We start from the raw sequence: 25,151 nt of genomic DNA on the forward strand, positions 1-25,151 counted from the left end.
GTGCATATTTTTAGATTAGAATTCTCCCATTACTTCAAATTTTAAATTAAAAGGCTTCAATGGATTTCAATATCCAATTCTATCTACTTTTTCAAATTTTTTAAGAAACTTTTGAAAAGAATCCTAAATAAAACTTAAGGGAACAAATGAGCGAAAATAATCCAAACAAAAAAGAACACAAAACCCGCACTCATACACCTGTGGAAGGCTACACGATTGAAGATTTGCGCGCCAAATCCATCAACAAACTAGCAGAAATTGCCAAATCTTTAGGCATTGAAAATCCACAAGAATTTTTGCGTCAAGATTTAATTTTTGAGATTCTAAAAACACAAGTTAGCAAAGGTGGATTTATTCTTTTTACTGGAATTTTAGAAATCACATCAGAGGGATATGGGTTCTTACGTGCAATTGATGAAAATTTCTCTGGCTCACAAAACGATGCGTATGTGAGTAGCACTCAAATTCGGCGATTTACTTTAAGAAATGGCGATATTATTACCGGACAAGTTCGAAGCCCAAAGGACCAAGAGCGATATTATGCTCTTTTAAAAGTAGAAGCTATTAACTACCAATCACCAGAGGAAATGAAAAATCGCCCACTTTTTGATAATCTTACTCCTCTTTTTCCAACAGAACAAATTAAGCTAGAATATAATAGCTTCAAAATCACAGGTAGAATGTTAGACCTTTTTGCTCCGATTGGAAAAGGACAGCGCGCACTTATCGTTGCACCTCCAAGAACGGGTAAAACAGAACTGATGAAAGAGCTGGCATATGGAATCACACACAACCACCCAGAAATAGAACTAATTGTTTTACTTGTAGATGAGCGTCCAGAGGAAGTTACTGATATGGAGCGAAGTGTTAAAGGGGAAGTTTATAGCTCCACCTTTGATATGCCAGCAAATAATCATACGCGTGTTGCAGAACTTGTGATAGAAAAAGCAAAACGTATGGTAGAAATGGGGAAAGATGTCGTGATTTTGCTAGATTCCATTACGCGACTAGCACGTGCTTATAATACTGCAACGCCGAGTAGTGGCAAAGTGCTAAGTGGTGGGGTTGATGCAAATGCTCTGCATAAACCTAAACGATTCTTTGGCGCAGCAAGAAATATTGAACAGGGTGGAAGTTTGACAATTATTGCTACCGCACTCATTGAAACAGGTTCAAGAATGGACGAAGTTATCTTTGAAGAATTTAAAGGCACAGGAAATAGTGAAATCGTTCTAGCGCGACATATAGCGGAGCGTAGAATCTATCCTGCAATGGACATTTTAAAAAGTGGCACACGCAAAGAAGAATTACTTTTAGGACACGACAAATTACAAAAAGTTTGGGTGCTTCGCAATGCAATTCATCAAATGAATAATGAAATTGACGCACTTACTTTCCTCTATTCCCAAATGCAAAAAAGCAAAGATAATGAAGAGTTTTTAAATATGATGAATGACAATATGAAAGACTGAATAAATGATTCCACATAGAATCGGGGTATTTGATAGTGGTGCGGGTGGCATCAGCGTCTTAAAAAGTCTCATTCATTCGCATAATTTTAATGAAATTATTTATTATGGCGATACGGCGCGCGTCCCCTATGGTGTGCGTAGTGCAGAAACTATTGAACAATATTCACTAGAAGCCTTAGAGTTTTTTAAATCTTTTGATTTAGATTTGTTAGTCATTGCGTGTAACACAGTAAGTGCTTATGGATTAAAAGCGATGCAAAAAGTCGCTCCTTACCCTATTATAGGCGTGATTGAACCAGGCGTTTTAGCTCTGAAAAACAAAATCACCAATAAAGATTCTAAAATTTTAATTTTAGGCACGAAAGCAACAATTCAAAGCAATCTTTATAGCAAGCTTCTAGCCTGCGAAGGTTATTGCAATACTTTTGGACTTGCAACAAGCCTTTTTGTTCCGATTGTAGAGGAAGGAATTTTTAAAGGCAAAATCCTACAAGCAACAATGGAGCATTATTTTACCAACTATCCACAAAAACCAGAAGCTATTATTTTGGGTTGTACACATTTTCCACTCCTTGCAGATTCTATTTCTAAATATTATCATAACCAACCCCTTTTAATTCATTCTGGGGAAGCAATTATGGAATATTTACAAGCTTTTTATATCCTAAAATCCTTTGATTCTCCTCCGAAAGTTACTTTTTATGCAAGTGATTGTGTGGAAAAGTTAGAACAAATTGCTAAAATATGGCTTACAAAGTAAAAATATTGTTTTTTATGATAAATTCTAAAAAGAAAGCTAAATTTTATTTTTATTTTGATACTTTATGTATTCTATAAAACAAAAATTTATAAATTCAAAAACATACAAAGGAAATTCTATGCGAAAAGTATGGGTAAAAGCTAGAGAAGCAGATAAAATCAAAACACAGTTACATTACGCAAAACGTGGAATCCTTACACCAGAAATGGAATATGTCGCTAACATTGAGCATTTAAATCCAGAAACAATCCGTAAAGAAATTGCAAAAGGAAGACTTATCTTACCTGCAAATATCAATCACACAAATTTAGAGCCAATGGGTATTGGAATCTCTGTGCGAACAAAGATTAATTCCAATATCGGTAGCTCCGCACTTGCAAGCTCCATTGAAGAAGAAGTGCAAAAAACACTGATTTCTATCAAATATGGTGCAGATACCATTATGGATTTAAGCACTGGGGGAGATTTGGACTCTATTCGTCAAGCCGTGATTCAGAGTTCTAGTGTGCCAATAGGGACAGTGCCGATTTATCAAATCTTACACGATGTAAAAAACGATATTAATGCCTTAAATATTGATAAAATGCTAGAAGTAATGGAGAGACAGGCTAAACAAGGTGTGAGTTATTTTACGATTCATTGCGGATTTTTACTAGAACATATGCCGATGTTATCCAAGCGTAAAATGGGCATTGTAAGTCGCGGAGGAAGCTTGATGGCATCGTGGATGTTACACTATCATAAACAAAATCCATTCTATGAAGCTTTTGACGATATTTTGGATATTTGCCAACGCTATGATGTTTCTTTAAGTCTTGGAGATTCCTTGCGACCGGGTTGCTTAGCAGACTCTAGTGATGAAGCACAACTCAATGAATTGAAGGTAATGGGAGAACTTGCTTTACGTGCTTGGGAAAAAGATGTGCAAGTAATGATAGAAGGACCAGGGCATACGCCGATGAATGAAATTGAACGCAATGTGGAATTACAAAAAGAACTTTGCCACGAAGCACCTTTTTATGTTTTAGGACCACTTGTTACAGATATTGCCGCGGGTTATGACCATATTGCTTCAGCCATTGGTGCAGCTATTGCAGCGTGGAAAGGAGTTGCAATGCTTTGTTATGTTACACCCAAAGAACATTTGGGCTTGCCTAATGCAAAAGATGTGCGTGAAGGAATTATTGCCTATAAAATTGCGGCTCACGCTGCAGATATTGCACGAGGACGTATCAATGCACGCATCAAAGATGACGCAATGAGTAATGCACGATACAATTTTGATTGGAACAAACAATTTGAACTTGCTCTTGACCCTGATAGAGCACGTGAATATCACGATGAAAGCTTACCTCAAGAGGTTTTTAAAGATGCGAAATTCTGCTCTATGTGCGGACCAAAATTTTGTAGTTACAAAATTTCACAAGAAATTATTGAACAACATCAAATAAAGGAAAGTTTATGAATCAAGAACAACTTGTTAATTTACTAAAAGAAGTGATTTATCCAAATTTTGAAAAAGACATTGTTACCTTTGGATTTGTCAAAGAAATGCTTGTAGAGGGAGATTCTGTGGCTGTGCGTGTAGAGATTCCATCTGCTTCACCTGATGTGGCAGAAGAGATTAGAAACAGCATTACTCAAAAACTCAAAGCGCAAGGGATTCAGAGGATTAATTTAGACATTAAACAGCCAAAGCCACAAGAACAAAAACCACAAAGCACAAAAAATCTAGCTCCTCAAATCAAAAACTTTGTTATGGTAAGTAGTGGCAAAGGGGGTGTGGGTAAATCTACTACAAGTGTCAATCTTGCTATTGCCCTAGCAATGCAGGGTAAAAAAGTCGCTTTACTAGATGCGGATATTTATGGACCTAACACGCCTAGAATGCTCGGCTTAGAAAAAAACAAGCCCGAAGTAGATTCCAAGCTTAAAAAGCTTATTCCTCTCCAAGCATTTGGGATTGAAATGATTTCTATGGGTGTGCTGTATGATGAGGGACAAAGCCTTATTTGGCGCGGACCTATGATTATTCGCGCGATTGAACAAATGTTAAGTGATGTTTTGTGGGGAGATTTGGATATAATGGTAATTGATATGCCTCCAGGAACTGGTGATGCACAACTTACTCTTGCTCAAAGTGTCCCTGTAACTGCTGGAATCTCTGTTTCTACTCCACAAAAAGTTGCGCTTGATGATGGCGCAAGAGCATTAGATATGTTTTTAAAACTCAAAATTCCTGTGGCGGGAATCATAGAGAATATGAGCGGATTTATTTGTCCGAGTTGTGGAGAAGAATACGATATTTTTGGCAAAGGCACGACAGAAGAAGTTGCTAAAAAGTTCAATACAAAAACTCTTGCGCAGATTCCTATTGAACCTATTGTGCGTGAGGGTGGCGACAATGGCAAGCCAATCGTATATTTCAAGCCAGATTCCAAATCTGCTAAAGAATATCTAAAGGCTGCCAAAGAATTATGGGAGTTTATAGAGGAAGTCAATGCTAAAAAATTAGCAGATAATAGTGCGATTCAGCCTGTGGATAATGGCAAGTCTGCTTGCAATAGCTAGGCGGATTCCCCGCTTTTACCCTACCCCTTTAACAAATGATTCAAAAAGGTATTCATCTTTTCTTGTTTGCTTAGTGCTTGAAGTTCTTGAACATTGAGAGAATGAGAATCTAAAATCTCTTGAAAGACTTTGAGGAAATGCGTTAAAGAGTTTGCAAACTGCTCTCTATCTTCGCCCCATTGAATCGTATTATTATGCGTATAACCTAAATCTATCAACTCTTGTAAATGGGATTCCACAGAGATTTTACCATTTAACAAATCCCAGAATCTTTGGTCTGTATCGTAATGAATAAGGTAGTTGTTGAGGGTATTAGGGAAGTTACGCCTTGATTGTAGCTCCCAAAAAAGATTTAAAATCATTCAATTTAACCCTGCCCCGCTCTTTAAATCTCATTTTTCTCCTTTTAGCTTGCATTGAGTTTGTATTCTTGCGCACAAAATCTATCTCCTTTTAGGCACCTTAAGATAAGATTATTAGAAATATTTGGCTAAATATACTTTTTGTGTAAAAAATATACATCTCATACATAGAGAAAATAAAAATATAAAACTAGGTCAGAATATTAATTTAATTTTTGTTAATATATTAGACTATCCAAAAACAATAAAAGCAAAAGGTTATTTTTATGGACCTTAAAATCTTAAAAACACAAAACATTAAAATATCTCAAAAATGGTTCAAAAAAGCCTTAAAGGGATTTGAAAGCAATATGCAAAATCAAGATTTTCCTTGTATTTTTGCGCTTAAAGCTTATAAACTTCAAGGTATCTTATTTTTGTTTGTCCCTATTTGCCAACCAAACAAATTAATAAAGGGTATGATTGAATACACAGAATTTACAAAAATTACTCCGATTCACAAAAGAATTTACAACCCTTTAGTTATATTTTTCAGAATCAATTCACTAACCTTGTTGAAGAGCAAACTTTTGCGTGGCAACAACTTCAATTCTTGCACAACAATGATTTAAAAAAATGGCTAGAACATATTCCTATGGATCCAAATAATTCTGCGTGGAGCTTTTGTTTCAATGAAGTAGAGTTGTTCTTTAATATAAGCTGTCCTTATCATCAAATTTTTAAAAATAGAAATTTGGGCGATTTTATTACATTTATAGTAAATTCTAGAGAAAATTTTGATTATGTGGCAAATGGAAATAAAAAATAGGGTGTCAATGTAAGAGAAATTATGAGAAATAGAGTTAAACAATATAACAATGGCTATCTACCGCAATCATTAGGATTCTTTGGTTCAAAAGACAACTTTGAGTGGAAACAATATACTTTAGATGAAAACTATCTATATACCAAACAAGAAACATTTTTACAATGCCCTTTAACAATCTCTAAGGGGAATCCCAATGTTTGAAATTTTACTTGCCTATATTCTAGCGGTTTTTCTACTCATTGCGACACCCGGTCCTGTGGTTGCACTTGTGATACGCAATGCTTCAATGTATGGATTCAAAACAGCATTCTTCACAAGCATAGGGACAAACTTCGCCTCTTTGCTCTTGATAACCTTTGCCATTGCAGTGATTCTAGGTGCATTTGAAATTTCTCCCTTTGCATTATCCCTCATCAGTATTGCAGGTTGTGCATTTATTTTTTATTTAGGATTTAGCTCTTTGTATCATACATTGAAAAACTATCAAAATCAGCCCCAAAAGGAATCCAAACTGCAATTCAATCAAACCAAAACTAACAAAACCTTTGTCTCTAGCTTTTTAGAGGGTTTTGGCATTGCAATAGGCAATCCAAAAGACATTTTATTTTTTGTAGCATTTTTTCCGCAGTTTATCCATATCACCGATTCTATTCTTACGAGTTTAAGCATTCTAGTAGCAGTATGGATTCTCCTTGATTTCTGTATTCTTATGAGCTATGCGCTTTTGATGCAAAAGGCAATTTTATTGCGGTATAAAAACATTATTGGAATCATCAGTGATATTATTTTAATGCTTGTTGGAGTGTTTGGGGCTTATTATTTACTGCAAGCATTTTAATAAAATTTGCTTATTGGATAAAAAGAATCTTGCTTGATGATTTTGTCTAGTTTTCATCTTTTAGGCATTAAATTTAAATCGGATTTAGATTATCATAAAGAATAAAAAAGTAAAAAATTGCTAAAATATTGATTTCAAATTCATTATTAAGGCGCGCTCAAGTGGAATCCCAAGCCAATCCTTTAAACATTACTTTACCAAGCTATACAATTCATTTTGGGGATTTACCCAAGCTCACCCACAAAGGCAAAGTCCTTATCATCACGAATCCTAAAATCGCCGGGCTTCATCTACAAACCCTCCTTGCAAATCTAGAAGCCAAGGAGATTTATTGCCACACGATTCCAGATGGAGAAAGCTATAAAAACTTTGAAACCATTAATGGAATCCTAGAAGCAGCATTCAATCACCGCCTAGATAGACATTCTTTGATGATTGCATTTGGGGGCGGTGTCATTGGCGATATAGTAGGATTTGCTTCTGGAATCTTTATGCGCGGAATTGATTTTATTCAGATTCCAACCACGCTTTTAGCACAAGTAGATTCTAGCATCGGCGGGAAAACAGGCATTAACAATCATTTTGGCAAAAACCTCATCGGCTTGTTTCATCAACCCAAAGCAGTTTATATTAATCCTAGATTCCTTGCAACTTTGCCCAAACGCGAATTTAATGCAGGAATGGCGGAAGTCATCAAAATGGCGGTGTGCTTTAATAAAAGCTTTTTTGAATCTTTGCAAAATGCCGATATGATGAATCCAAACGCACTTTTAGAAATCATTTATCAAGCAATCAGCACCAAAGCAAAAGTGGTCGCAGAGGACGAGAAAGAACACGGAATCCGCGCGGCACTCAACTATGGGCATACTTTTGGACATATTATTGAACGACAGAGCGGTTATGGAACTTATTTACACGGCGAAGCAGTCGGCATTGGAATGGTAATGGCAAATCAACTTGCCCTACACTTAAACCTCATCACGCAAGAAGAATTTGACGTAATTTTGACACTACTCCAAAAATACCAAATTCCAACAACCTATAACATACGAAATATAGAATCCTTTTATCAAGCATTCTTTTTAGATAAAAAAATCTCTAATGATTGTATTAAATTTATTTTACCCAATGGAATCGGCAATGTATGTTTTAAAGAAAATATTTCTAAAGAAATTATTTTAAAAATATTGGGTAAATTTGCCAAATGAAACTTATAAGATTCCTAATCTTTCTATTTATTCTATTAACAAGTGCGTTAAGTGAGGAACTAGTAGAAGAAATAAAAGCTATCAAACAGCTGGATTCTCAAATCATTGAAGCAGATAATTTCTTAAATAATCCCAATAATTTATGGATGAAAAAATATTCCAACTATCAGGCTTACCAACAAGCAATTTTTAATGTTATGCAAACACAAAATGAAATTGACCTTTTAGAAAAACAACCCAAAAGCTTTGAAAAACAAAATCAGCTTAATATTTTAGAACGTAACTTAACTGCATTAGAACAGCAAAAGGAAGTTTTGGGCATCTATAAAGATTCTCCTTTTCGCGAACTGACAGAAGCTAAAAAGTTCGAAGAAGCACCCAATGTTACAAACCTCCTACTTATTGCGCGCGCTTATTCTTATATCAAAAAAGTTGATTCGGAATTAACTATTTTGCGACACAATCATCAATCTCTAAAAGAAAATCTAAAATATCTTAAGCAAAAAGAGGAATCTCTTAATAAACTTTTAGAGATTTATAACACCACATCAAATTTAAACAAACTCTATAATCTTTGCAGCTCTGATTATTGTCTATTTCCCAACAAAGAAGCTATTATTAAAACTTATCAGGCAAATAATAACGCCTTAACTGTGCTTGAAACTACACAAGAAGTCTTTAGCACAACCTTAGAAATATTTACCAAAGAAATGGAGGAAACCAAAACACACTTAAAAACTCAAATTAAAGAACAATTTATCAAAAGTATTTATGTTGGCATTACGATTCTAATTCTCATTGGAATTGCTTTTTCTCTCAAGGTTGGAGTGCGTAAGTATATCCACGATAACGAACGTATCTATACGACAAACAAAATTATCAACTTCCTCAATATTACCCTTATTATCTTGCTCTTGCTCTTTGCTTATTTGGATAATGTAAGCTATCTCGTAACGGTGCTTGGATTTGCATCTGCAGGTTTAGCAATTGCAATGAAAGACCTTTTTATGTCTGTTTTAGGCTGGATTGTAATTGTCGTGGGCGGTTCTGTGCACGCAGGAGATAGAATCAAGGTTATTAAAGAAGGCGCGATTTATGTGGGCGATGTGCTAGACATTTCTGTCCTTAGAATTACACTTTATGAGGATATTACACTAACAACCTACAAAGAAAACCGCAGAGCGGGGCGGATTATTTTTATTCCTAATAACTTCGTCTTTACAACAATGTTTTCCAACTATACACACGGGGGAATGAAAACAGTTTGGGACGGAATTGATTTCACTATTACTTTTGATTCTAACCACGAAAGAGCTTGTCATATCGCAAGAGAATGTGCCAAAAAATATGCTAAAGGCTATACAGATAGCACACGCAAACAATTCATTAAAATGCGTGACCGCTTCAGTTTGCGCAATACCAATGTAGAGCCAAGAGTCTTTAGTCTGCTTGAACCAAATGGAATCCGCATTTCTGTATGGTATCTAACGAATGCTTATGCTACTTTGGCTCTGCGCAGTAGTATCAGTGCTGAAATCATTGATGAAATCTTGCTCCAACCTGATATTCAAATTGCTTATCCTAGCACAACAATTTATGAGGGTAAGCAAAAAAATCTCTCACACACAAATGAAAATGAAACATTTAAAAACGTTTCTTTAAAAAGTGATGGCGAGATTCCACCACAACACTTTTTCTAAAGAATCCTAATGCAAAAACAAAAAGTTTATTTTAAAACCTTTGGTTGTCGCACGAATGTATTTGATACACAAGTGATGATAAATGCGTTAAAGGATTTCAGTCAAACACCTTATGAAGAAGAAAGTGATATTGTCATTGTTAATTCTTGTGCCGTAACCAATAATGCAGAAAGCGGAGTTAGAAACTATATCAACCGACTACAAGGAGAAGGTAAAAAGATTTATTTTACGGGTTGCGGCACACAAACACAAGGACAAAATCTACTAGATAAAGGTCTAGTCTTTGGTGTCTTTGGGCATTCTCATAAAGAAAATATCAATGCAATTTTAAAACAAAAGACTTCCTTTTACTTAAACGATAATTTAAAAAGCTTAGAAAATGAAATTTTGGGTGATTTTATCGGGAAAAGTCGTGCCTTTATCAAAATCCAAGAGGGTTGCGATTTTGCTTGTTCGTATTGCATTATCCCAAGTGTGCGCGGTAAAGCGCGTAGCTTCACACAAGAAAAGATATTTTCACAAATCAGCCAACTTGCCCAAAAAGGATTTACTGAATTTATCTTAACAGGCACAAATATAGGCAGTTGGGGCAAAGAATTTGGCAAAAATATCGCAACTTTAATAGAATCTCTCTGTGAGATTCCAAACTTAAAACGTCTTAGAATCGGTAGCTTAGAACCTTCACAAATTGATGAACACTTTTTAAATGTGCTAGATAATCCAAAGATTGAACGTCATTTACATATTGCTCTACAACATACTGCACCTAAAATGTTAAAAATTATGAATCGTTTAAATACCTTTGATACAGATTTAGAGCTTTTGACCTTGTTAGCTGATAGAGGCTTTGCATTAGGAAGTGATTTTATTGTTGGACACCCAGGAGAAAGTGAAGAAATATGGCAAGAGGCTTTTGTAAATTTTTCTCTTCTGCCCTTGACACATTTGCATAGCTTCATTTATAGTCCGCGCGACAACACACCTTCTGCCAAACTCCGAGATAAGATTCATCACAATATTGCAAAACAAAGAAAACAACAAATTGAATCTCAAATTGTAAAGAATAATTTAAAATTCAGAGAAAACTTAAAAATACAAAACAAAACACTCAATGTCTTAATAGAGAATGTTACTACAAAAGATTCAGAATCTAACAGCCAAAGTCCTTGTCTCATACATATTGCACACGGTTTTGATGAATATTACAACAAAGTGCAGATTCACACGCAAAATCCTATCTACAAAGACAGCTGGATTCCACTTACACACTTCACACCAAAAATGGACAAAAACTATGCAGAAATTTAAAAATTTGTATTTTGGAATCTTTGCGATTCTATTAGCATTAGCTTTATTCTTTATTTTCTCTCTTAAAAGTAAGCCAATATTAATTAGTGCGACCCATTCACAGACTATCACACAAAATACACTCCCAAAAGTTGCAATCATCAAAGGAGATTATTTATACTTCACATTAAATAACAAAGAATACAAAGTTGCCAAGAGTAGCATCAATCTACAAGAATTTGGACAAAAAGTGCCTTTAGAAATCAAAAGTAATTTTGATTTATTGCAAAACTTAACGGAAATTGCAATCATCTTTATTGCTTTGCTCGTGATTTTGTTTTTTTTCTCAAACTTTAAAAAGATAAAATCACAGAATATTACAAGCCAAAACTCTCCAAAATACAAAAATCCCAAGGAATCTTATGAAAATACTGCGAAATCTTTTGTTAATGAAGCTTTTAACCTGCATTATATCCAACCCATTACTTCAAACCTTACTTTTGAAGATGTTGCAGGCATTAGCGAAGCTAAAAATGAATTAGAAGAAATTATTGATTATTTAAAATCACCTAAAAAATATCAAGATTTTGGCGTAAAACTACCCAAAGGCGTATTACTAGTTGGCGTTCCGGGTGTGGGTAAAACACTGATTGCCAAAGCATTAGCAGGAGAAGCAAAAGTGCCATTTTTTTATCAAAGTGGTGCAAGCTTTGTGCAAATTTATGTTGGTATGGGAGCAAAACGTGTCCATGATTTATTTACAAAAGCCAAACTCAATGCTCCCTCTATTATTTTCATAGATGAAATTGATGCTGTAGGAAAAGCGCGTGGCGGTATGCGAAACGATGAGAGAGAAGCAACACTCAATCAACTTTTAACAGAAATGGACGGCTTTGAAGATAGTTCAGGAGTTATGGTTATTGGTGCGACCAATAATGTAGAATCTCTAGATGATGCTTTGTTGCGAAGTGGTAGATTCGATAGACGCATTTTTGTAGAACTGCCTGATTTGCAAGAGAGAATTAAAATTTTAAAAGTGCATACGCGCAATAAAACTTGCAATTTTGACTTTGAAGAGATTTCAAAACTCTGCGTAGGTTTTAGTGGTGCAGCCCTTGCATCACTAATTAATGAAGCTGCATTATACGCGATTAAACGCAATTCTAACACTATTACCAAAGAAGATATTTTGAATGTGCGAGACAAAGTAATGTTAGGTGTGCGCAAGAAATTAAGCTTTAGCGATAAAGAAAAGGAAATTCTAGCTTATTATCAAGCAGCGAAAGCCTTTAGCGCATATTCCTTGGAAATACCTTTTGAGAAAGCAACCCTAATGAGTGATGGTTTAAAATCTATTGATAAAGAATTTTTGAGTAAAAATGAAATAGAAAGTAAAATCAAAATTTACCTATCAGGAATCGCAGTACTTGAATTGCTCTACCAAGAGCGCTATTCCCACGCTAAAGAAGACTTAAATACCGCAAAAACCTTAGCACGTCAAATGGTAGAATCCTATGGTATGGGAGAATACTTATTAGGACGAGAAGAAGATGTGCTAAAGATTTTAGAAGAATGCAAAAATGAACGTTTTGTGTTTTTTAAAAATTATCGTGCAATTTTGGAAAGCATCAAAACTTCCTTACTCCTCAATGAAAAACTAGAATATAATGAAATTGGGCAATTAGTCCAAGCACAATTTAATGGATAAATCGTAATGAAATCTTTTGGTTTTGTAAATTTAGAATCCTTAACGATTCCATCATCTCTCTTAAATGATTTTTGTGTTATTGGCATAAAAAAACATTGTATGCAAGCCATTACCTATACTTTTGATGCACTTATCTCCCACAAACGGATAGAAAATTTAATCTTAATTGAACCAATGATAAATTTAAATTCCCTCTCTCCACAATTCAATACAATTATTTCTTATGGTTGCAAAGTTTATAGCTATTTTACGAGTGAAAGAGAGATTAATTTACAAACTTACAAAATTTTCACGCAATTTGGCTTAGTCATTATTGCTAAAATATAAAATTTTTAGGATTCTATATTTATAACTTAATAAGCACGTTTTTTATAACATTCAATCTCAATCTCATAAGCGATAGGATTCGCTCTTTCATTACCATTGTTGAAATTTTGAAAATATAATTTAATTTCTACAAAAGTCCCGGGTAATAAATTCTTGAAAGTTCCGTATTTACCCATACCAAATACTCCACAATCATCTAATTCAATTTCTGTATTGGGCAAAACTTGCACAACGATAGAATCTCCATAAATAGAATCCACCGTGATAGTTTTATTCGTATTATCCACACTTGCAATTGTGCCTTCTAATTTAAAGCTATCTCCCCACGCCAATGCGCTCAAACAGAACACTAAAGCAAATTTAAATATTCGCATAAGATTTCCTAATAAGCCCTTCTACCGCACTTCCATTCTATCTCTTGCGCTCCAAATACTTGCCCTTGAGGATAACCATCAATCTCAACAAACATTCCGGGTTTTAAAGCTGCAAAATTATGATAAGTATCATTACCAAATAGTCCACAATCATCGCCTTTTAATTTTGTATAAGGAAAAACTTGTACAACCATATTGCTACCATTCATTCCGGAAATTGTAATTGTTTTGTTGGCATTATTGACACTAACAATTTGTCCTTGTATGTCCATATCTGCAAAAGCTGGGATACTAATTGCTATACCAAATAACACTGCTACAACGACTTTTAAAAACTTCATTATAAACTCCTTTGAAATTCATTGGGTAAAATTTTAATCAATTATTGTTAGTTTTTTGTTAAGATTCTACAAATTTTTTAAAGGTCTACTTTGGAATCTATTATTAACCAAAACACTCTTATGTTAGCTCCTCTAGCCGGCTATAGTGATTTACCCTTTCGTGAGGTGGTTAAAAAATTCGGTGCAGACATCACGGTTAGTGAAATGATTAGCGTTCATGCGCTTGCTTTTAAAAACAAAAAAACACTTAAAATGGTAGAAAAATCTCCTCTTGAAAATCCTTTTGCCTTGCAGATTGCAGGCAACGATATGGACATTATCACACGTGCAGTTGAACGGCTAAATCCTTTGAAAGAAAACATTCAAATCTTGGATTTAAATTGTGGTTGTCCTGCTCCAAAAGTTTCCAATCACGGGAGTGGAAGCTCTTTACTAAAGGATTTAAATAAGCTTGTAGAAATTTTAAAGTTAATCAGAAAAGTGAGTGAAATTCCTTATTTAAGCGTCAAAGTGCGATTAGGCTTTGATAAAAAAATCCCATTAGAAATTGCAAATGCTCTTAATGATGCGCCTATTAATTATGCTGTGGTGCATGGTCGCACAAAAACAGATGGATATAAAAAAGAGCGAATAGATTATGATTCCATTGCTTTAATGAAACAAATTTTATATGTGCCACTCATTGCAAATGGTGAAATCAATAATGTGCAGAAAAGTCAAGAAGTTTTAAAGCATACTGGTGCAGATGGGCTTATGATTGGGCGCGCAGCTGTGGAAAAGCCGTGGATTTTTACCCAAATCAAAGAGGGATTACAAGATGAAACCATAGAACTACGACAAAAAGTAAGTTTAGAACATTTTAATCGCACGATTTCTTTTAGAGGCGATTATGGAGCAATTATGTTTCGTAAGAACTTACACGCTTATTCTAAAGGATTAAAAGGCGCAAGCGAATTTAGAATGCTTGTAAATACTATTACTAACCCTACTCTTATGCGAGAAGCAATAATAGAGTTTTTTAGCACCACTACATTTGAACATTAGTTTAATTAGTATTTCAAATTGAATATTTATTCAATATTCAATACCTGCATTTCTTAAAGCATCACGAATTGCACGCATTTGAATATTCTTATCAAAGCACCATTTAGGTGCAAGTAAGGTATTATCACGCACACCAGCACTTACACGATGAATGACAATATTTTTAGGAATCCTCTTTAAAGATTCCACAATCAAATCAATATAATCGTTTAAAGAGATTGGTTTATATTCACCTTTTTCATACAAATTTGCCAAAATTGTTTTTTCAATAATATAAAGTGGATGAATCTTAATCCCATCACTTCCCCATTTGATAACAGATTCCAAACTATACAACATCATTTCTTTTGTCTCTTTGGGCAAACCATAAATAATATGCGAACAGGTTTTCAAACCACGATTTTTGCTTTCTTTTATCCAATATTCCATATTTTCTGTGCTATGCCCACGATTAATGAATTTTAAGGTTTCATCATAAACGGATTGGATTCCATATTCTATCCAAATTTCCTGCCCCCTCTTTTGTGCCAAATCCCCTAAAAAATCAAGTAATTTTAAATCCACACTATCTGTGCGAGTGCCTATGGACATTCCTATGACATTAGGTAAATTTAATGCTGTAGTATAAAGTTTTTCTAAAGTTTCAAAAGGTGCATAAGTATTTGTAAAAGATTGAAAATAAATCATATATTTTTCTACACTAAATTTCTTACGATGAAAATCAGTTTGCCAATCATATTGACTTTGTAACTGCCTAAGTTGCATTTCCAACAACGGATTTTCAGTCATTTTGGGATTCATCTTAAGAGAAACTTTTGGTTCTTTACCCAATGTGGGTGAAAAGCTCTCATTTTTGCAAAAGATACAACCTCCACGCGCTACACTTCCATCAATATTAGGACAAGTAAAACCTGCAAGCGCAATCGGCACTTTACGCACACGCTTTCCAAATCTTCGCTTACAATAACGTCCAAAGGTTAGCATTTGTTTCACTCATTCTACCTCAATATATTTACCATCAAAACAAGCTTGACAATATTGGAAATTTTCTACACTAATACTTCGCTTCAAACCTTCAATAGACAAAAAGGATAAAGAATCTGCGCCAATAAATTTACAAACTTCCTCGTTGCTCATTTTTGCACTAATCAAGTCTTCTACACTAGGTGTATCCACACCATAATAACAGGGGCATATGGTAGGAGGGGAAGAAATTTTCATATGAATTTCCTTAGCACCACAATCTCGCAAAATTTTTACAATTTGACGACTTGTTGTTCCTCGCACTACAGAATCATCAATCACTATGATACGTTTATTTTCAATTAATTCACGAATTGGATTTAACTTCAGCTTTACTTTTAATTCACGAATTTGCTGCGTTGGTTCAATAAAAGTTCTTCCCACATAATGATTGCGAATAATTCCAAGCTCAAAAGGGATTTTACTTTGCTTAGAATATCCAAGTGCAGCAGCGACACCACTATCTGGCACAGGAATTACAATATCTGCTTCGACAGGATTTTCTTTTGCCAATTCTTCACCCATATTTTTACGAATACTATAAACAAGCTTTCCAAACACGCGACTATCAGGACGTGCAAAATATACATATTCAAAAACACAAGGATGAGGACTAGGGGTCATAATACGATGAGATTCCATACCCTCTTTAGAAAACATTAGCATTTCACCCGGCTCCACATCACGTAAATATTTTGCACCAACTAAGTCAAAAGCGCAAGTTTCACTAGCAACAATATAACCTTTACTTCCATCGGGATTAATAATTTCTCCAAGGCTTAAGGGACGAAATCCGCACCTATCACGAATCACAAACATTTTTTTACGGCTTAATATTACAAAACAAAACGCTCCTTTAAGCTGTAAAACCACTTCTTTGATTCTATCTATCAAATGTTCTTGCTTAGCTCTTGCAATCAAATGAATCAAATTTTCCGTATCCATATAACTTTGGAAAATTGCTCCCTCTTTAATAAGTTCATTACGAATTTGACGAGCATTTGTAAGATTTCCATTATGCACGATTGCGATTTCACCCAAGTCATAACGTGCAAAGAGTGGCTGTGAATCTGCAATAGAATCATTCCCAGCGGTAGAATAACGATTATGCCCCACTGCACTAAAGCCTTTAAGTTTGTTTAAAGTCTCATCACAGAATACTTCTGTTACTAACCCACTGTTTTTAATTGTAGTAATTTTTTCACCATTGCTTGTTGCAATTCCTGTAGCTTCTTGCCCACGATGTTGCATTGAAAAAAGTGAGTAATACGCAATACTTGTAGCATTTTTGGCATTATAAATACCTACAACCGCACATTCTTCTTTCCAATTATTATTTTCAGAAAGCTGACTGTTAAGAATTTTATTTTTAACTAGCTTTTGCACTCTTATAATCCTAATGAATCTTCAACACTATATAATCCATTAGACTGCTTATGTAGCCAAAGGGCAGCTTTGATTGCTCCTTGTGCAAAAGTTGTGCGAGAAGTAGCAGTATGGATTAATTCTAAATATTCTCCCTCACCATAAAACCCAACATTATGGATTCCAGCAACATCTCCTCCACGCAAGGACATTACACCGATCTCATCTTTACTGCGCTCACCAATATTACCATTTCTACCACTTGTGCGCACTTTATCTAGCTCCAAACTTCTAGCTCTTGCACAAGTTTGTGCTAAACGCAAAGCTGTCCCGCTAGGAGAATCTTTTTTATAATGGTGATGAGTTTCTATAATTTCAATATCAAAATCACTTAAAGCACTTGCTACTAATTTAACTGCTTTATTTAATACTGCAATACCCAAAGACATATTGCTAGCATATAAAATAGGCATTTTTTTAGAAGCTTCTCTAATGAGATTCTCGTGGTGGAATTCTAACCCTGTTGTGCCAATTACAATTGGTTTTGGATTATCAAGAGCCACTTCCAGCAATGCCCTAGTGCCTTCTGCGGTTGTAAAATCAATAACTACATCAGAGCTTTCAAGCAGAACTTTCAAATCACCTGTAATTAAAACACCTGGGTCAATAGAAAAATCTAAATCTTTACGCACATACACGCATTCTAATTTTATGTCTTGACTTCTTCTTGCCAAATCCACAACCAATTTTCCAACACGCCCACCAGCTCCAAAGACTCCAATGCCTAACATAAAAAATACTCCTTATTTATGATGTTCAATGTATTCAATTGCTCCAAGTGCTGCTGTTGCACCATCTGCTGCCGCACATATAACTTGCTTTGACGCTTCTGCTCTCAAATCTCCTGCAACAAATAATCCCGGAATATTTGTTTCCATTTTAAGATTCACAATTGCCTGTCCATATTCATTGATTGCGCACAAAGTGCTACCATCTTCTTGCATAAGCACTGTATTATTCACATTAAAACCAATCAACACAAAGATTCCATCTACTTTAATTTCTTTTGAAGTTTGATTTTCTATATGTTTCAACTTCAATCCAGTAACACCTGATGTATCGCCACAAATCTCTTCAATACTATAAGGAGTTAAAAATTCAATTTTTGTCTCCTTTTTAGCACGTTCCAATGTAACAGGAGAAGCACGAAAAGCATTTCTACGATGAATCAATGTAACCTTAGAACAAATCTTAGCAAGATAAATAGATTCCTCTACTGCTGTATCGCCTCCACCAAGCACTGCAACTTCTTTATTTTTATAAAAGAATCCATCACAAGTTGCACACGAACTCACTCCTTTTCCCCAATAGACATCTTCACCCTTGACGCCTGAACGTTTTGGACTACCACCTGTTGCAACGATAACTGCTTTAGCTTCTATTTCCCTGTGATCATTTAATACAACTACAAAATAATGGTCCTTTTTTTTAACTCGCAACACTTCTGACATTTCGTGCTTTAAACCAAATCTAAAGCATTGCTCTTGCCAAGGCATCATAAAATCAAATCCACTTTTGACTTCTGCAACACCTGGATAATTTTCCATTTCACTGCTAGAAGTAATCTGACCTCCGGGCATACCCTTTTCAAACATTACAACTTCTCTTAATCCTCCACGTGTCGCATATAATCCTGCGCTAAGTCCAGCAGGTCCCCCACCAATGATTGCTAAATCTAACATTTTTGCTCCTTACTTTTCATTTTCTCTAAAATTAACTAATTTATAAATTCCATTCTCTTTTAAATACGTATAAAGTTTGGAATCCTTACTATCTTGTTTCACAATAAAACATTGCGGTAATATCTTTACATCAAACTCATGAATTAATTTCAGCATTAAAGTGCTAGAAATTTTCAATTCTATAAGATTTTTGATATGTTTTTGCATCTCTTGACCTTGTTGATAAAAGTCAATTGCTAAAGTAGGACTTTCTTGTGTGTTTTTTGTTAAAAACTCTATAAAATTTGGGGTGAATGAACTATAAAAACACAATTTATATCTTGAAGATTGTGGCACAAAAAGGCTAATTGAGTCATCTTGCTTTTGATAAAAGGAATCCTCATTAAAATTAATTTTTGAAGTAGATGTAAAAGAGTATTGGTAATATAAAAATGCACCAACTATGAAAACAATAACGAATACGAGGGGAAGACCAGGGCAGCACTTCTTCATACTACTTCTCCCCGTTGATAAGTTTTTAAAAACACTTATAATAAGCCATCTAATTTTTCTTTAAAGTCCTGTTCGGAAGCTGCTCCAATCATTTCATCTACCTTTTCTCCATTTTTATAAAAGAAGATAGTTGGGATAGAGCGAATCCCAAATTTAGTTGCAAGTTCTTGTTGTTCATCAGTATTAACTTTACAAATTTTTGCTTTACCTGCATATTGTGATGCAAGATTATCAATCACAGGGGCAATCATTCTGCAAGGTCCGCACCAAGGAGCCCAAAAATCCACCATTACAACACCTTCTTTGATGATTTCATCAAAATTTTTTTCTGTTAATTCAATATAGCCAGCCATAATTTTCTCCTTAAAATTTTAAATTTTATCTGCGCATTATACAACGAATAACTTAAAAAATAAAAAATTTTGAAATTCTTTTAGTTAAATATTTTTTTACTTAAGGTATTATTTTTTAATTATTGCATAAGCTCAATTAATTTTTGAACGCTTTCTTCATAGCTAATTGTTTCATTGTAGCTTTGTTTTAAATATTCTTCCATTCCATTTTTTTTTGCAATTGCCTCATCTAAATCTTTATCACTTCCTGCCTGATAAGCACCGATTCTAACCAACACTTCATTTTCTTTTAGTAAAGAATAGAGGCGTCTAAACTTCCTTGCTGCCTCTATATGCTCCTGTTTTGTTATATCTCCCATAAGCCTTGAAGCAGAATTTAAAATATTAATAGGGGGATAGATTCCAAAATCTGTCAAAGAGCGGTCTAACACAATATGTCCATCTAAAATACTTCTACTTTGGTCTGCAATTGGGTCACTCATATCATCACCTTCTACAAGCACCGTAAAATAAGCAGTAATTGAGCCATGTCCCTCTTCTTTTCCTGCCCTTTCCATTAATTGAGGCAAAAGTGTCAAAACAGAAGGGGGGTATCCTTTGCTTGTTGGTGGCTCTCCAAGAGCAAGTCCAATTTCTCTTTGAGCCATTGCAAAACGGGTTACAGAATCCATCATAAATAAAACATCTTCACCTTTGGCTTTAAAGTATTCCGCTACACTCATTGCAGCAAAGGCACCATATTTCCTCATCAAAGGTGAATCATCACTTGTAGCAACTATAAGCACGGTATTAGTTAAATCTCCTCCTAGGTTTTTTTCTACAAACTCTGGCACTTCTCTTCCACGCTCTCCAATAAGGGCAATTACTTTAATCTTTGCTGTTGCACCACGCACAATCATTCCCATTAAGGTAGATTTTCCAACCCCACTTCCAGCAAAAATCCCTAGTTTCTGTCCTTTACCACAAGTCAGTAGTCCATCAATACTTTTAACCCCTACACTAAAAACCTCATTAATCATTCCACGTTGCATTGCTGCAATAGGAGGACGAATAATTGGCATTGCACCTTCAGCTTTCAAAACACCTTTACCATCTATGGGCTCTCCTAATGGGTTAATCACTCTTCCAAGTAATTCAAGACCAATAGGAATCTGCAATCCACGTGTATTCAAATAAACTTTATCCCCTACTTTCATTCCTTCAATAAATGAAAAAGGTGTAATTTTGAAACTCTCTTTTTCTAAAGCCGTTACCATACCCATTGCATTATTATCTTCCCCTACAATTCGGACAATATCGCCAATACGAGGAACTAATCCATTAGCAGATAAAAACCCTTGTTCCACTTTGATAATCAAACCAAATGCAGGAGAAAGATTCAAACTATTAAGACGTTCTTTTAAACTTTGTAGGGACATTAAGGCTCTTTTATTTTAATTTCAACGAAGTAGAATTTTAATATATTTTTACTAAAATTATCACTTCAAAAATTAAATTTGATTTTTCAAGGATAAAAATGCCAAAAATAAGCGTATTTGGTGGAGGTGCGTGGGGAAAGGCTTTACATTTTGCCTTTAGCCAAGCAAACGATTGCTACATTGTTTCTCGTAAAAATCTGGGGATAAAATCACAAATCACTTCTCAAGAGGCACAAAATAGCGATTTTTTCATTGTTGCAATTGCTAGCTCTGCGTTACATACTTGGCTTGCAACTTCACCTCTACCGACACACGCCAAAATTTTAGTTGCCTCCAAAGGAATCGCACAAGGACAATTTGTCAGTGAAATCTTTGAAAACTTTTATCCGCAAAGCAAACTCTGTTTTTTAGCTGGACCAAGCTTTGCAAAAGAAGTGCAAGCTTCACTCCCTTGTGCATTAAATGTTCATTCTAGTGAAATAAATAATGCTAAAGAATGGTTAGGACTATTTCCAAATTCTATTAAACCTTACGCTTGCAATGATGTGATAGGTGGTGAAATCAGTGGAGCATATAAAAATGTCATTGCAATTGCAAGTGGAATTTGTGAAGGAATGAAACTTGGTAACAATGCACGCTCTTCACTTGTGGCGCGCGGACTTGTAGAAATGACACGTTTTGGAAAATATTTTGGCGCACAGGATTCTACATTCTTAGGACTTTCTGGTGCGGGGGATTTATTTTTAACTGCCAACTCAATTCTCTCGCGCAATTTTCGCGTAGGAATTGGCTTGGCTTCGGGTAGAACATTACCTATAATTTTAAAAGAAATTGGAGAAATTGCAGAAGGTGTAAAAACTTCTCAAGAAATTTATTCTATTAGTCAAAAACACAACATTTACACCCCAATTGCGAAAGAAGTTGCACTCATTATGAAAGGGAAAAACCCAAAACAAAGCCTAAACGATTTAATGAAAAGCTAATAGTTAAATGGTTAAATTAAATTGTCAAGCCAAAAAGGCTTGAAAGTTAAAAAGTGCGTTTTAAAAGTTCTTCAGGTCTCAAAATCGTAATAATTCTGTCGTCTCTCTTTCCTACACCATAAATTAAATTTTCATCTTGACTAATGGTTTCTGGCGTAGGGTCAATGTCTGATTCTTTAATACGCACAGCCTCTGTTAAGCGGTCAATAACGAATCCTGCGCGCTCTTCTTGATTCCGAATTACAATATAACGAGTATCCTCTGTTGGCTTTTCATAAGGCAAACCAAATTTCAAACGCAGATTAATTAGTGGAACAACCCAACCACGCATATTAAACACTCCCAATACATAATTAGGCACTCCTGGAACTCTTGTGTATTCTAAAGGTTTAATGATTTCTTGAATACTCAAGATTGGCACTGCAAATTCTTCTGACCCAACTACAAAAGCAACAAGCTGAATAACATTTTCTGTCTCAACTGCTGGTTTTTTTTGTGCTTGTTGTTTTTGTAAAACATCTTGTAATTGATTACTCATTATTCTGTTACCTCCACAGTTAGGTTAATATTTCGCTTCACAACATTCATTAGATATTCTGGTGAATAAGGTTTAGTAATATACTCTGTCATTCCAGATTCTACACCGCGCATTCTATCAGTCTTACTTGTCCGACTTGTAACTGCAACAAGTGGTAGATTTTTAAATTTAGCATATTTACGAATTTCCGCAGCTAATGTATAACCATCCATTTTAGGCATTTCAATATCAATTAAAACTGCATCAAAATGCTTATCTCCATTTTTAATAATATCTAGCGCTTCTACTCCATTGGTTGCTTCTGTCAAAGTAATTCCTAGCGGTTTTAGCGATTTTCTCATAATTGCTCTATCTGTCATAGAGTCATCTACAATTAAAACTTGATAATCACTTGGCGAGCTTTTTTCTTTTTTAGTTTCACTTTCTTGAATCAGTTTATTGATACTAACCTTGACTTGTTTTGCCATTTGCATCATCGCAGCAATATCAACAATCAATGTTACTCTACCATCACCACGAATTGTCGCACCTGCAATTCCTTCTGTGCCTTTTAAATAAGAACCGAGTGATTTAATAACAACCTCTTCTTGTCCAATCAAGAAATCAACAATAATGCCAATCTTATTTTCTGCTAAACCAATAACAACAACATAAGCTTGTTCTGAATCATCAAAAACAGAATCTACTCCAAAAATATCCGCCAAACGCACCAATGGCAATACTTCATTTCTTAAACGCAACACGCTTTTATTTTCTACCGTGTAAATTTCATCTTGTGAGATTCTAACTGTCTCAATAACTGAAGCAAGAGGAATCGCATAAAACTCTTCTTGCACTCCAACAAGCAGGGATTGAATAATTGCTAGAGTGAGTGGAATCTTGAGTTTTAAAGTCGTGCCTTCTCCATTGACACTCTCTACATCAATAATACCATTAAGTTTCTCAATATTGGTCTTAACAACATCCATTCCCACTCCACGTCCACTGACATTAGTAACAACTTTTGCAGTTGAGAAACCTGCCTTAAAGATTAAACCATAAGCTTCCTTATCTGTCATAGAATCTGCTTCACGCTCACTAATTAAACCTTTTTCTACTGCTTTAGAACGCAAAATATCTGCGTCCATTCCTTTACCATCATCTTTAATTTCTACAACAATATGATTACCTTCATTGTAAGCTTTCAATTCAACCGTTCCTTGCTCTGGCTTACCTGCTGCAACCCTATCTTCTTTAGATTCCACACCGTGATCACACGCATTTCTAATTAAATGCACTAGAGGATCACCAATTTCTTCTACAATGGATTTATCAAGTTCGGTTTCTTCTCCACTAATAACCAAATCAATATTTTTACCAAGATCCCTTGAAAGATCGCGAACCATACGAGGGAATTTATTAAATACTCTACCAATGGGTAACATTCTTGTTTTCATAACTGCAAGTTGAATATCAGTTGTTACCATAGAAACACTAGCAACGACCTGATTAAGTTCTTCTAAGAACTTTTCACCTTCATAACGTTCTTCTACATCATTATAGATTTTAATTAAACGATTCTTGCCAAGAACAAGCTCACCAATTAAATTCATCAAGCTATCAAGACGTTTGACATCTACACGAATCGTTTGTTCCATTGCAGTTGCAGGGGCTTTAGCTTCTTCGCCCCCTGCGCGAGGTTTCGCTGGAGTGGGCTTTGCTGCCACAGGTTTCGCGGTAGCTGCTGGAGCTGCAGGCTTTACCGCGACAGCAGGAGCTGGAGCTGTTGCAGGAGTTGCCCCTTCAGTTACTTCTCCGGGTGCTTGCACATCACCTAATTCACCTTTTGCACGCTTTTCTTCACGTTTTTTCTTATCTTCTTCTTGTCGCTTATTAAGTAGTCTTTCTATTTCTTTTTCAACTTCTTCAGGGGACATATTCGCATAATCAGGATCTGGTTCGTCTGATTCTGGCTCTGATGCTTGTGGGGCAGCCTCTGCTACAGGAACTTCTGCAGAATCAGAAGCCTGTGGAGACTCGCCTTTAGAAATCGCATCTAATCTTTCAACGACACTAGCAATATCTCCATCTAAGCCTGTATTTGCATCTGTTCCAGTATCACGAATTGCATTTAATAACTTTTTCATAAAGTCAATAGACTCTAAAACAACATCCATAATATCTGGAGTAATTGCTAATTCACCGTGTCTTGCTTTATTTAAAACATCCTCCATATGATGTGTTAAATGTGTTAGCACTGAAAAATTTAAAAATGAACCAGAACCTTTAATAGTATGAGCCACCCTAAAGATTCTATTTAAGAGGTCTAAATCATCAGGATTATTTTCTAACTCTACTAAATCTTGGTCAAGCTGCTCAACCATCTCAAAAGCTTCAATAAGAAAATCCTCTAGTATTTCTTGCATTTCATCCATAGTTATACCTTCCTTATAAAATA

General features: G+C 35.1%; 25 protein-coding genes and 2 pseudogenes. 15 read left to right on the forward strand and 12 right to left on the reverse strand.

Annotated elements, in window-relative coordinates:
* Positions 1-146 precede the first annotated feature (146 nt).
* The 4 genes from rho to Q0Y61_RS00960 all read left to right on the forward strand — a co-directional run bounded on the left by rho (position 147) and on the right by Q0Y61_RS00960 (position 4,803).
* Positions 147-1,472 carry a transcription termination factor Rho gene (gene rho / locus Q0Y61_RS00945; protein WP_297809926.1) on the forward strand — a complete coding sequence of 442 codons (1,326 nt, stop codon included), beginning with the start codon at positions 147-149 and terminating at the stop codon, positions 1,470-1,472.
* 4 nt (positions 1,473-1,476) lie between these two features.
* Positions 1,477-2,232: a glutamate racemase gene (gene murI / locus Q0Y61_RS00950; RefSeq protein WP_297809929.1), complete on the forward strand. Its 756-nt coding sequence runs from the start codon at positions 1,477-1,479 to the stop codon at positions 2,230-2,232.
* A 118-nt stretch (positions 2,233-2,350) separates the two neighbouring features.
* A complete protein-coding gene (thiC, locus tag Q0Y61_RS00955) occupies positions 2,351-3,697 on the forward strand; it encodes a phosphomethylpyrimidine synthase ThiC (protein WP_297809932.1) in 1,347 nt (448 codons plus the stop codon).
* On the forward strand, positions 3,694-4,803 hold the full coding sequence (locus tag Q0Y61_RS00960) for an Mrp/NBP35 family ATP-binding protein (RefSeq protein WP_297809935.1): 1,110 nt from the start codon (positions 3,694-3,696) through the stop codon (positions 4,801-4,803). Before thiC ends, Q0Y61_RS00960 begins: the two co-directional genes overlap by 4 nt.
* Before the next feature lie 20 nt (positions 4,804-4,823).
* On the opposite strand, the gene Q0Y61_RS00965 is transcribed toward Q0Y61_RS00960, so the two are convergent.
* Positions 4,824-5,165: a hypothetical protein gene (locus Q0Y61_RS00965; protein ID WP_297809938.1), complete on the reverse strand. Its 342-nt coding sequence runs from the start codon at positions 5,163-5,165 to the stop codon at positions 4,824-4,826.
* Between Q0Y61_RS00965 and Q0Y61_RS00970 the strand changes: the two are divergent.
* The 9 genes and pseudogenes from Q0Y61_RS00970 to Q0Y61_RS01005 all read left to right on the forward strand — a co-directional run.
* Positions 5,120-5,223: pseudogene (locus Q0Y61_RS00970) on the forward strand (peptidase C39); the annotation flags it as partial. The gene Q0Y61_RS00965 and the pseudogene Q0Y61_RS00970 overlap by 46 nt on opposite strands.
* 208 nt (positions 5,224-5,431) lie before the next feature.
* A complete protein-coding gene (locus Q0Y61_RS09455; protein ID WP_366517278.1) occupies positions 5,432-5,776 on the forward strand; it encodes a hypothetical protein in 345 nt (114 codons plus the stop codon).
* A pseudogene (locus Q0Y61_RS00975) lies at positions 5,692-6,174 on the forward strand (YqcI/YcgG family protein). The gene Q0Y61_RS09455 and the pseudogene Q0Y61_RS00975 overlap by 85 nt, the downstream one beginning before the upstream one ends.
* Positions 6,167-6,811, forward strand: coding sequence for a LysE family translocator (locus tag Q0Y61_RS00980; protein WP_297809941.1), 645 nt, complete (start codon positions 6,167-6,169; stop codon positions 6,809-6,811). The pseudogene Q0Y61_RS00975 and the gene Q0Y61_RS00980 overlap by 8 nt, the downstream one beginning before the upstream one ends.
* Before the next feature lie 161 nt (positions 6,812-6,972).
* A complete protein-coding gene (gene aroB, locus Q0Y61_RS00985) occupies positions 6,973-8,019 on the forward strand; it encodes a 3-dehydroquinate synthase (protein ID WP_297809944.1) in 1,047 nt (348 codons plus the stop codon).
* Positions 8,016-9,719 carry a mechanosensitive ion channel domain-containing protein gene (locus tag Q0Y61_RS00990; protein ID WP_297809947.1) on the forward strand — a complete coding sequence of 568 codons (1,704 nt, stop codon included), beginning with the start codon at positions 8,016-8,018 and terminating at the stop codon, positions 9,717-9,719. The genes aroB and Q0Y61_RS00990 overlap by 4 nt, the downstream gene beginning before the upstream one ends.
* Before the next feature lie 9 nt (positions 9,720-9,728).
* Complete coding sequence (mtaB, locus tag Q0Y61_RS00995; RefSeq protein ID WP_297809951.1) at positions 9,729-11,027, forward strand: tRNA (N(6)-L-threonylcarbamoyladenosine(37)-C(2))-methylthiotransferase MtaB; 1,299 nt, start codon at positions 9,729-9,731, stop codon at positions 11,025-11,027.
* Positions 11,014-12,714, forward strand: a complete 1,701-nt coding sequence (locus tag Q0Y61_RS01000; RefSeq protein ID WP_297809953.1) for an ATP-dependent metallopeptidase FtsH/Yme1/Tma family protein — start codon at positions 11,014-11,016, stop codon at positions 12,712-12,714. Before mtaB ends, Q0Y61_RS01000 begins: the two co-directional genes overlap by 14 nt.
* Positions 12,715-12,720: 6 nt before the next feature.
* Positions 12,721-13,041 (forward strand): hypothetical protein, encoded by a 321-nt coding sequence (locus Q0Y61_RS01005; protein ID WP_297809957.1) that lies wholly within the window; start codon positions 12,721-12,723, stop codon positions 13,039-13,041.
* A gap of 26 nt (positions 13,042-13,067) precedes the next feature.
* Here the strand turns inward: Q0Y61_RS01005 and Q0Y61_RS01010 are convergent, their stop codons facing one another.
* Complete coding sequence (locus Q0Y61_RS01010) at positions 13,068-13,415, reverse strand: hypothetical protein (protein WP_297809960.1); 348 nt, start codon at positions 13,413-13,415, stop codon at positions 13,068-13,070.
* Between the two features lie 8 nt (positions 13,416-13,423).
* Positions 13,424-13,756, reverse strand: a complete 333-nt coding sequence (locus Q0Y61_RS01015) for a DUF5666 domain-containing protein (RefSeq protein WP_297809963.1) — start codon at positions 13,754-13,756, stop codon at positions 13,424-13,426.
* 120 nt (positions 13,757-13,876) lie between these two features.
* Here Q0Y61_RS01015 and Q0Y61_RS01020 point away from each other — a divergent pair, with 120 nt between their 5' ends.
* Positions 13,877-14,800 carry a tRNA-dihydrouridine synthase family protein gene (locus Q0Y61_RS01020; protein WP_297810324.1) on the forward strand — a complete coding sequence of 308 codons (924 nt, stop codon included), beginning with the start codon at positions 13,877-13,879 and terminating at the stop codon, positions 14,798-14,800.
* A gap of 30 nt (positions 14,801-14,830) precedes the next feature.
* Here the strand turns inward: Q0Y61_RS01020 and Q0Y61_RS01025 are convergent, their stop codons facing one another.
* The 7 genes from Q0Y61_RS01025 to fliI all read right to left on the reverse strand — a co-directional run bounded on the left by Q0Y61_RS01025 (position 14,831) and on the right by fliI (position 21,193).
* Complete coding sequence (locus tag Q0Y61_RS01025) at positions 14,831-15,784, reverse strand: TIGR01212 family radical SAM protein (protein WP_297810327.1); 954 nt, start codon at positions 15,782-15,784, stop codon at positions 14,831-14,833.
* 9 nt (positions 15,785-15,793) lie between these two features.
* A complete protein-coding gene (gene purF / locus Q0Y61_RS01030) occupies positions 15,794-17,209 on the reverse strand; it encodes an amidophosphoribosyltransferase (RefSeq protein ID WP_297809965.1) in 1,416 nt (471 codons plus the stop codon).
* 2 nt (positions 17,210-17,211) lie between these two features.
* Positions 17,212-17,979: a 4-hydroxy-tetrahydrodipicolinate reductase gene (gene dapB / locus Q0Y61_RS01035; protein WP_297809968.1), complete on the reverse strand. Its 768-nt coding sequence runs from the start codon at positions 17,977-17,979 to the stop codon at positions 17,212-17,214.
* 12 nt (positions 17,980-17,991) lie between these two features.
* A complete protein-coding gene (gene trxB, locus Q0Y61_RS01040; RefSeq protein WP_297809971.1) occupies positions 17,992-18,930 on the reverse strand; it encodes a thioredoxin-disulfide reductase in 939 nt (312 codons plus the stop codon).
* A 9-nt stretch (positions 18,931-18,939) separates the two neighbouring features.
* On the reverse strand, positions 18,940-19,422 hold the full coding sequence (locus Q0Y61_RS01045; protein WP_297809975.1) for a hypothetical protein: 483 nt from the start codon (positions 19,420-19,422) through the stop codon (positions 18,940-18,942).
* Positions 19,423-19,457: 35 nt separating this feature from the next.
* Positions 19,458-19,775 carry a thioredoxin gene (trxA, locus tag Q0Y61_RS01050; protein ID WP_297809977.1) on the reverse strand — a complete coding sequence of 106 codons (318 nt, stop codon included), beginning with the start codon at positions 19,773-19,775 and terminating at the stop codon, positions 19,458-19,460.
* Between the two features lie 119 nt (positions 19,776-19,894).
* Positions 19,895-21,193, reverse strand: coding sequence for a flagellar protein export ATPase FliI (gene fliI / locus Q0Y61_RS01055; RefSeq protein ID WP_297809980.1), 1,299 nt, complete (start codon positions 21,191-21,193; stop codon positions 19,895-19,897).
* Positions 21,194-21,291: 98 nt separating this feature from the next.
* On the opposite strand from fliI, the gene Q0Y61_RS01060 reads away from it, so the two are divergent.
* Complete coding sequence (locus Q0Y61_RS01060; protein WP_297809983.1) at positions 21,292-22,176, forward strand: NAD(P)H-dependent glycerol-3-phosphate dehydrogenase; 885 nt, start codon at positions 21,292-21,294, stop codon at positions 22,174-22,176.
* 46 nt (positions 22,177-22,222) lie between these two features.
* Here the strand turns inward: Q0Y61_RS01060 and Q0Y61_RS01065 are convergent, their stop codons facing one another.
* Together Q0Y61_RS01065 and Q0Y61_RS01070 are read right to left on the reverse strand one after the other, a co-directional pair.
* Positions 22,223-22,714 (reverse strand): chemotaxis protein CheW, encoded by a 492-nt coding sequence (locus Q0Y61_RS01065; RefSeq protein ID WP_297809986.1) that lies wholly within the window; start codon positions 22,712-22,714, stop codon positions 22,223-22,225.
* The gene (locus Q0Y61_RS01070) at positions 22,714-25,128 is read right to left on the reverse strand and encodes a chemotaxis protein CheW (protein WP_297809989.1); all 2,415 of its coding nucleotides are present in this window, start codon (positions 25,126-25,128) and stop codon (positions 22,714-22,716) included. The genes Q0Y61_RS01065 and Q0Y61_RS01070 overlap by 1 nt, the downstream gene beginning before the upstream one ends.
* Positions 25,129-25,151 lie beyond the last annotated feature (23 nt).

This window comes from uncultured Helicobacter sp. (genome assembly GCF_947367035.1).
Taxonomy (GTDB): domain Bacteria; phylum Campylobacterota; class Campylobacteria; order Campylobacterales; family Helicobacteraceae; genus Helicobacter_D.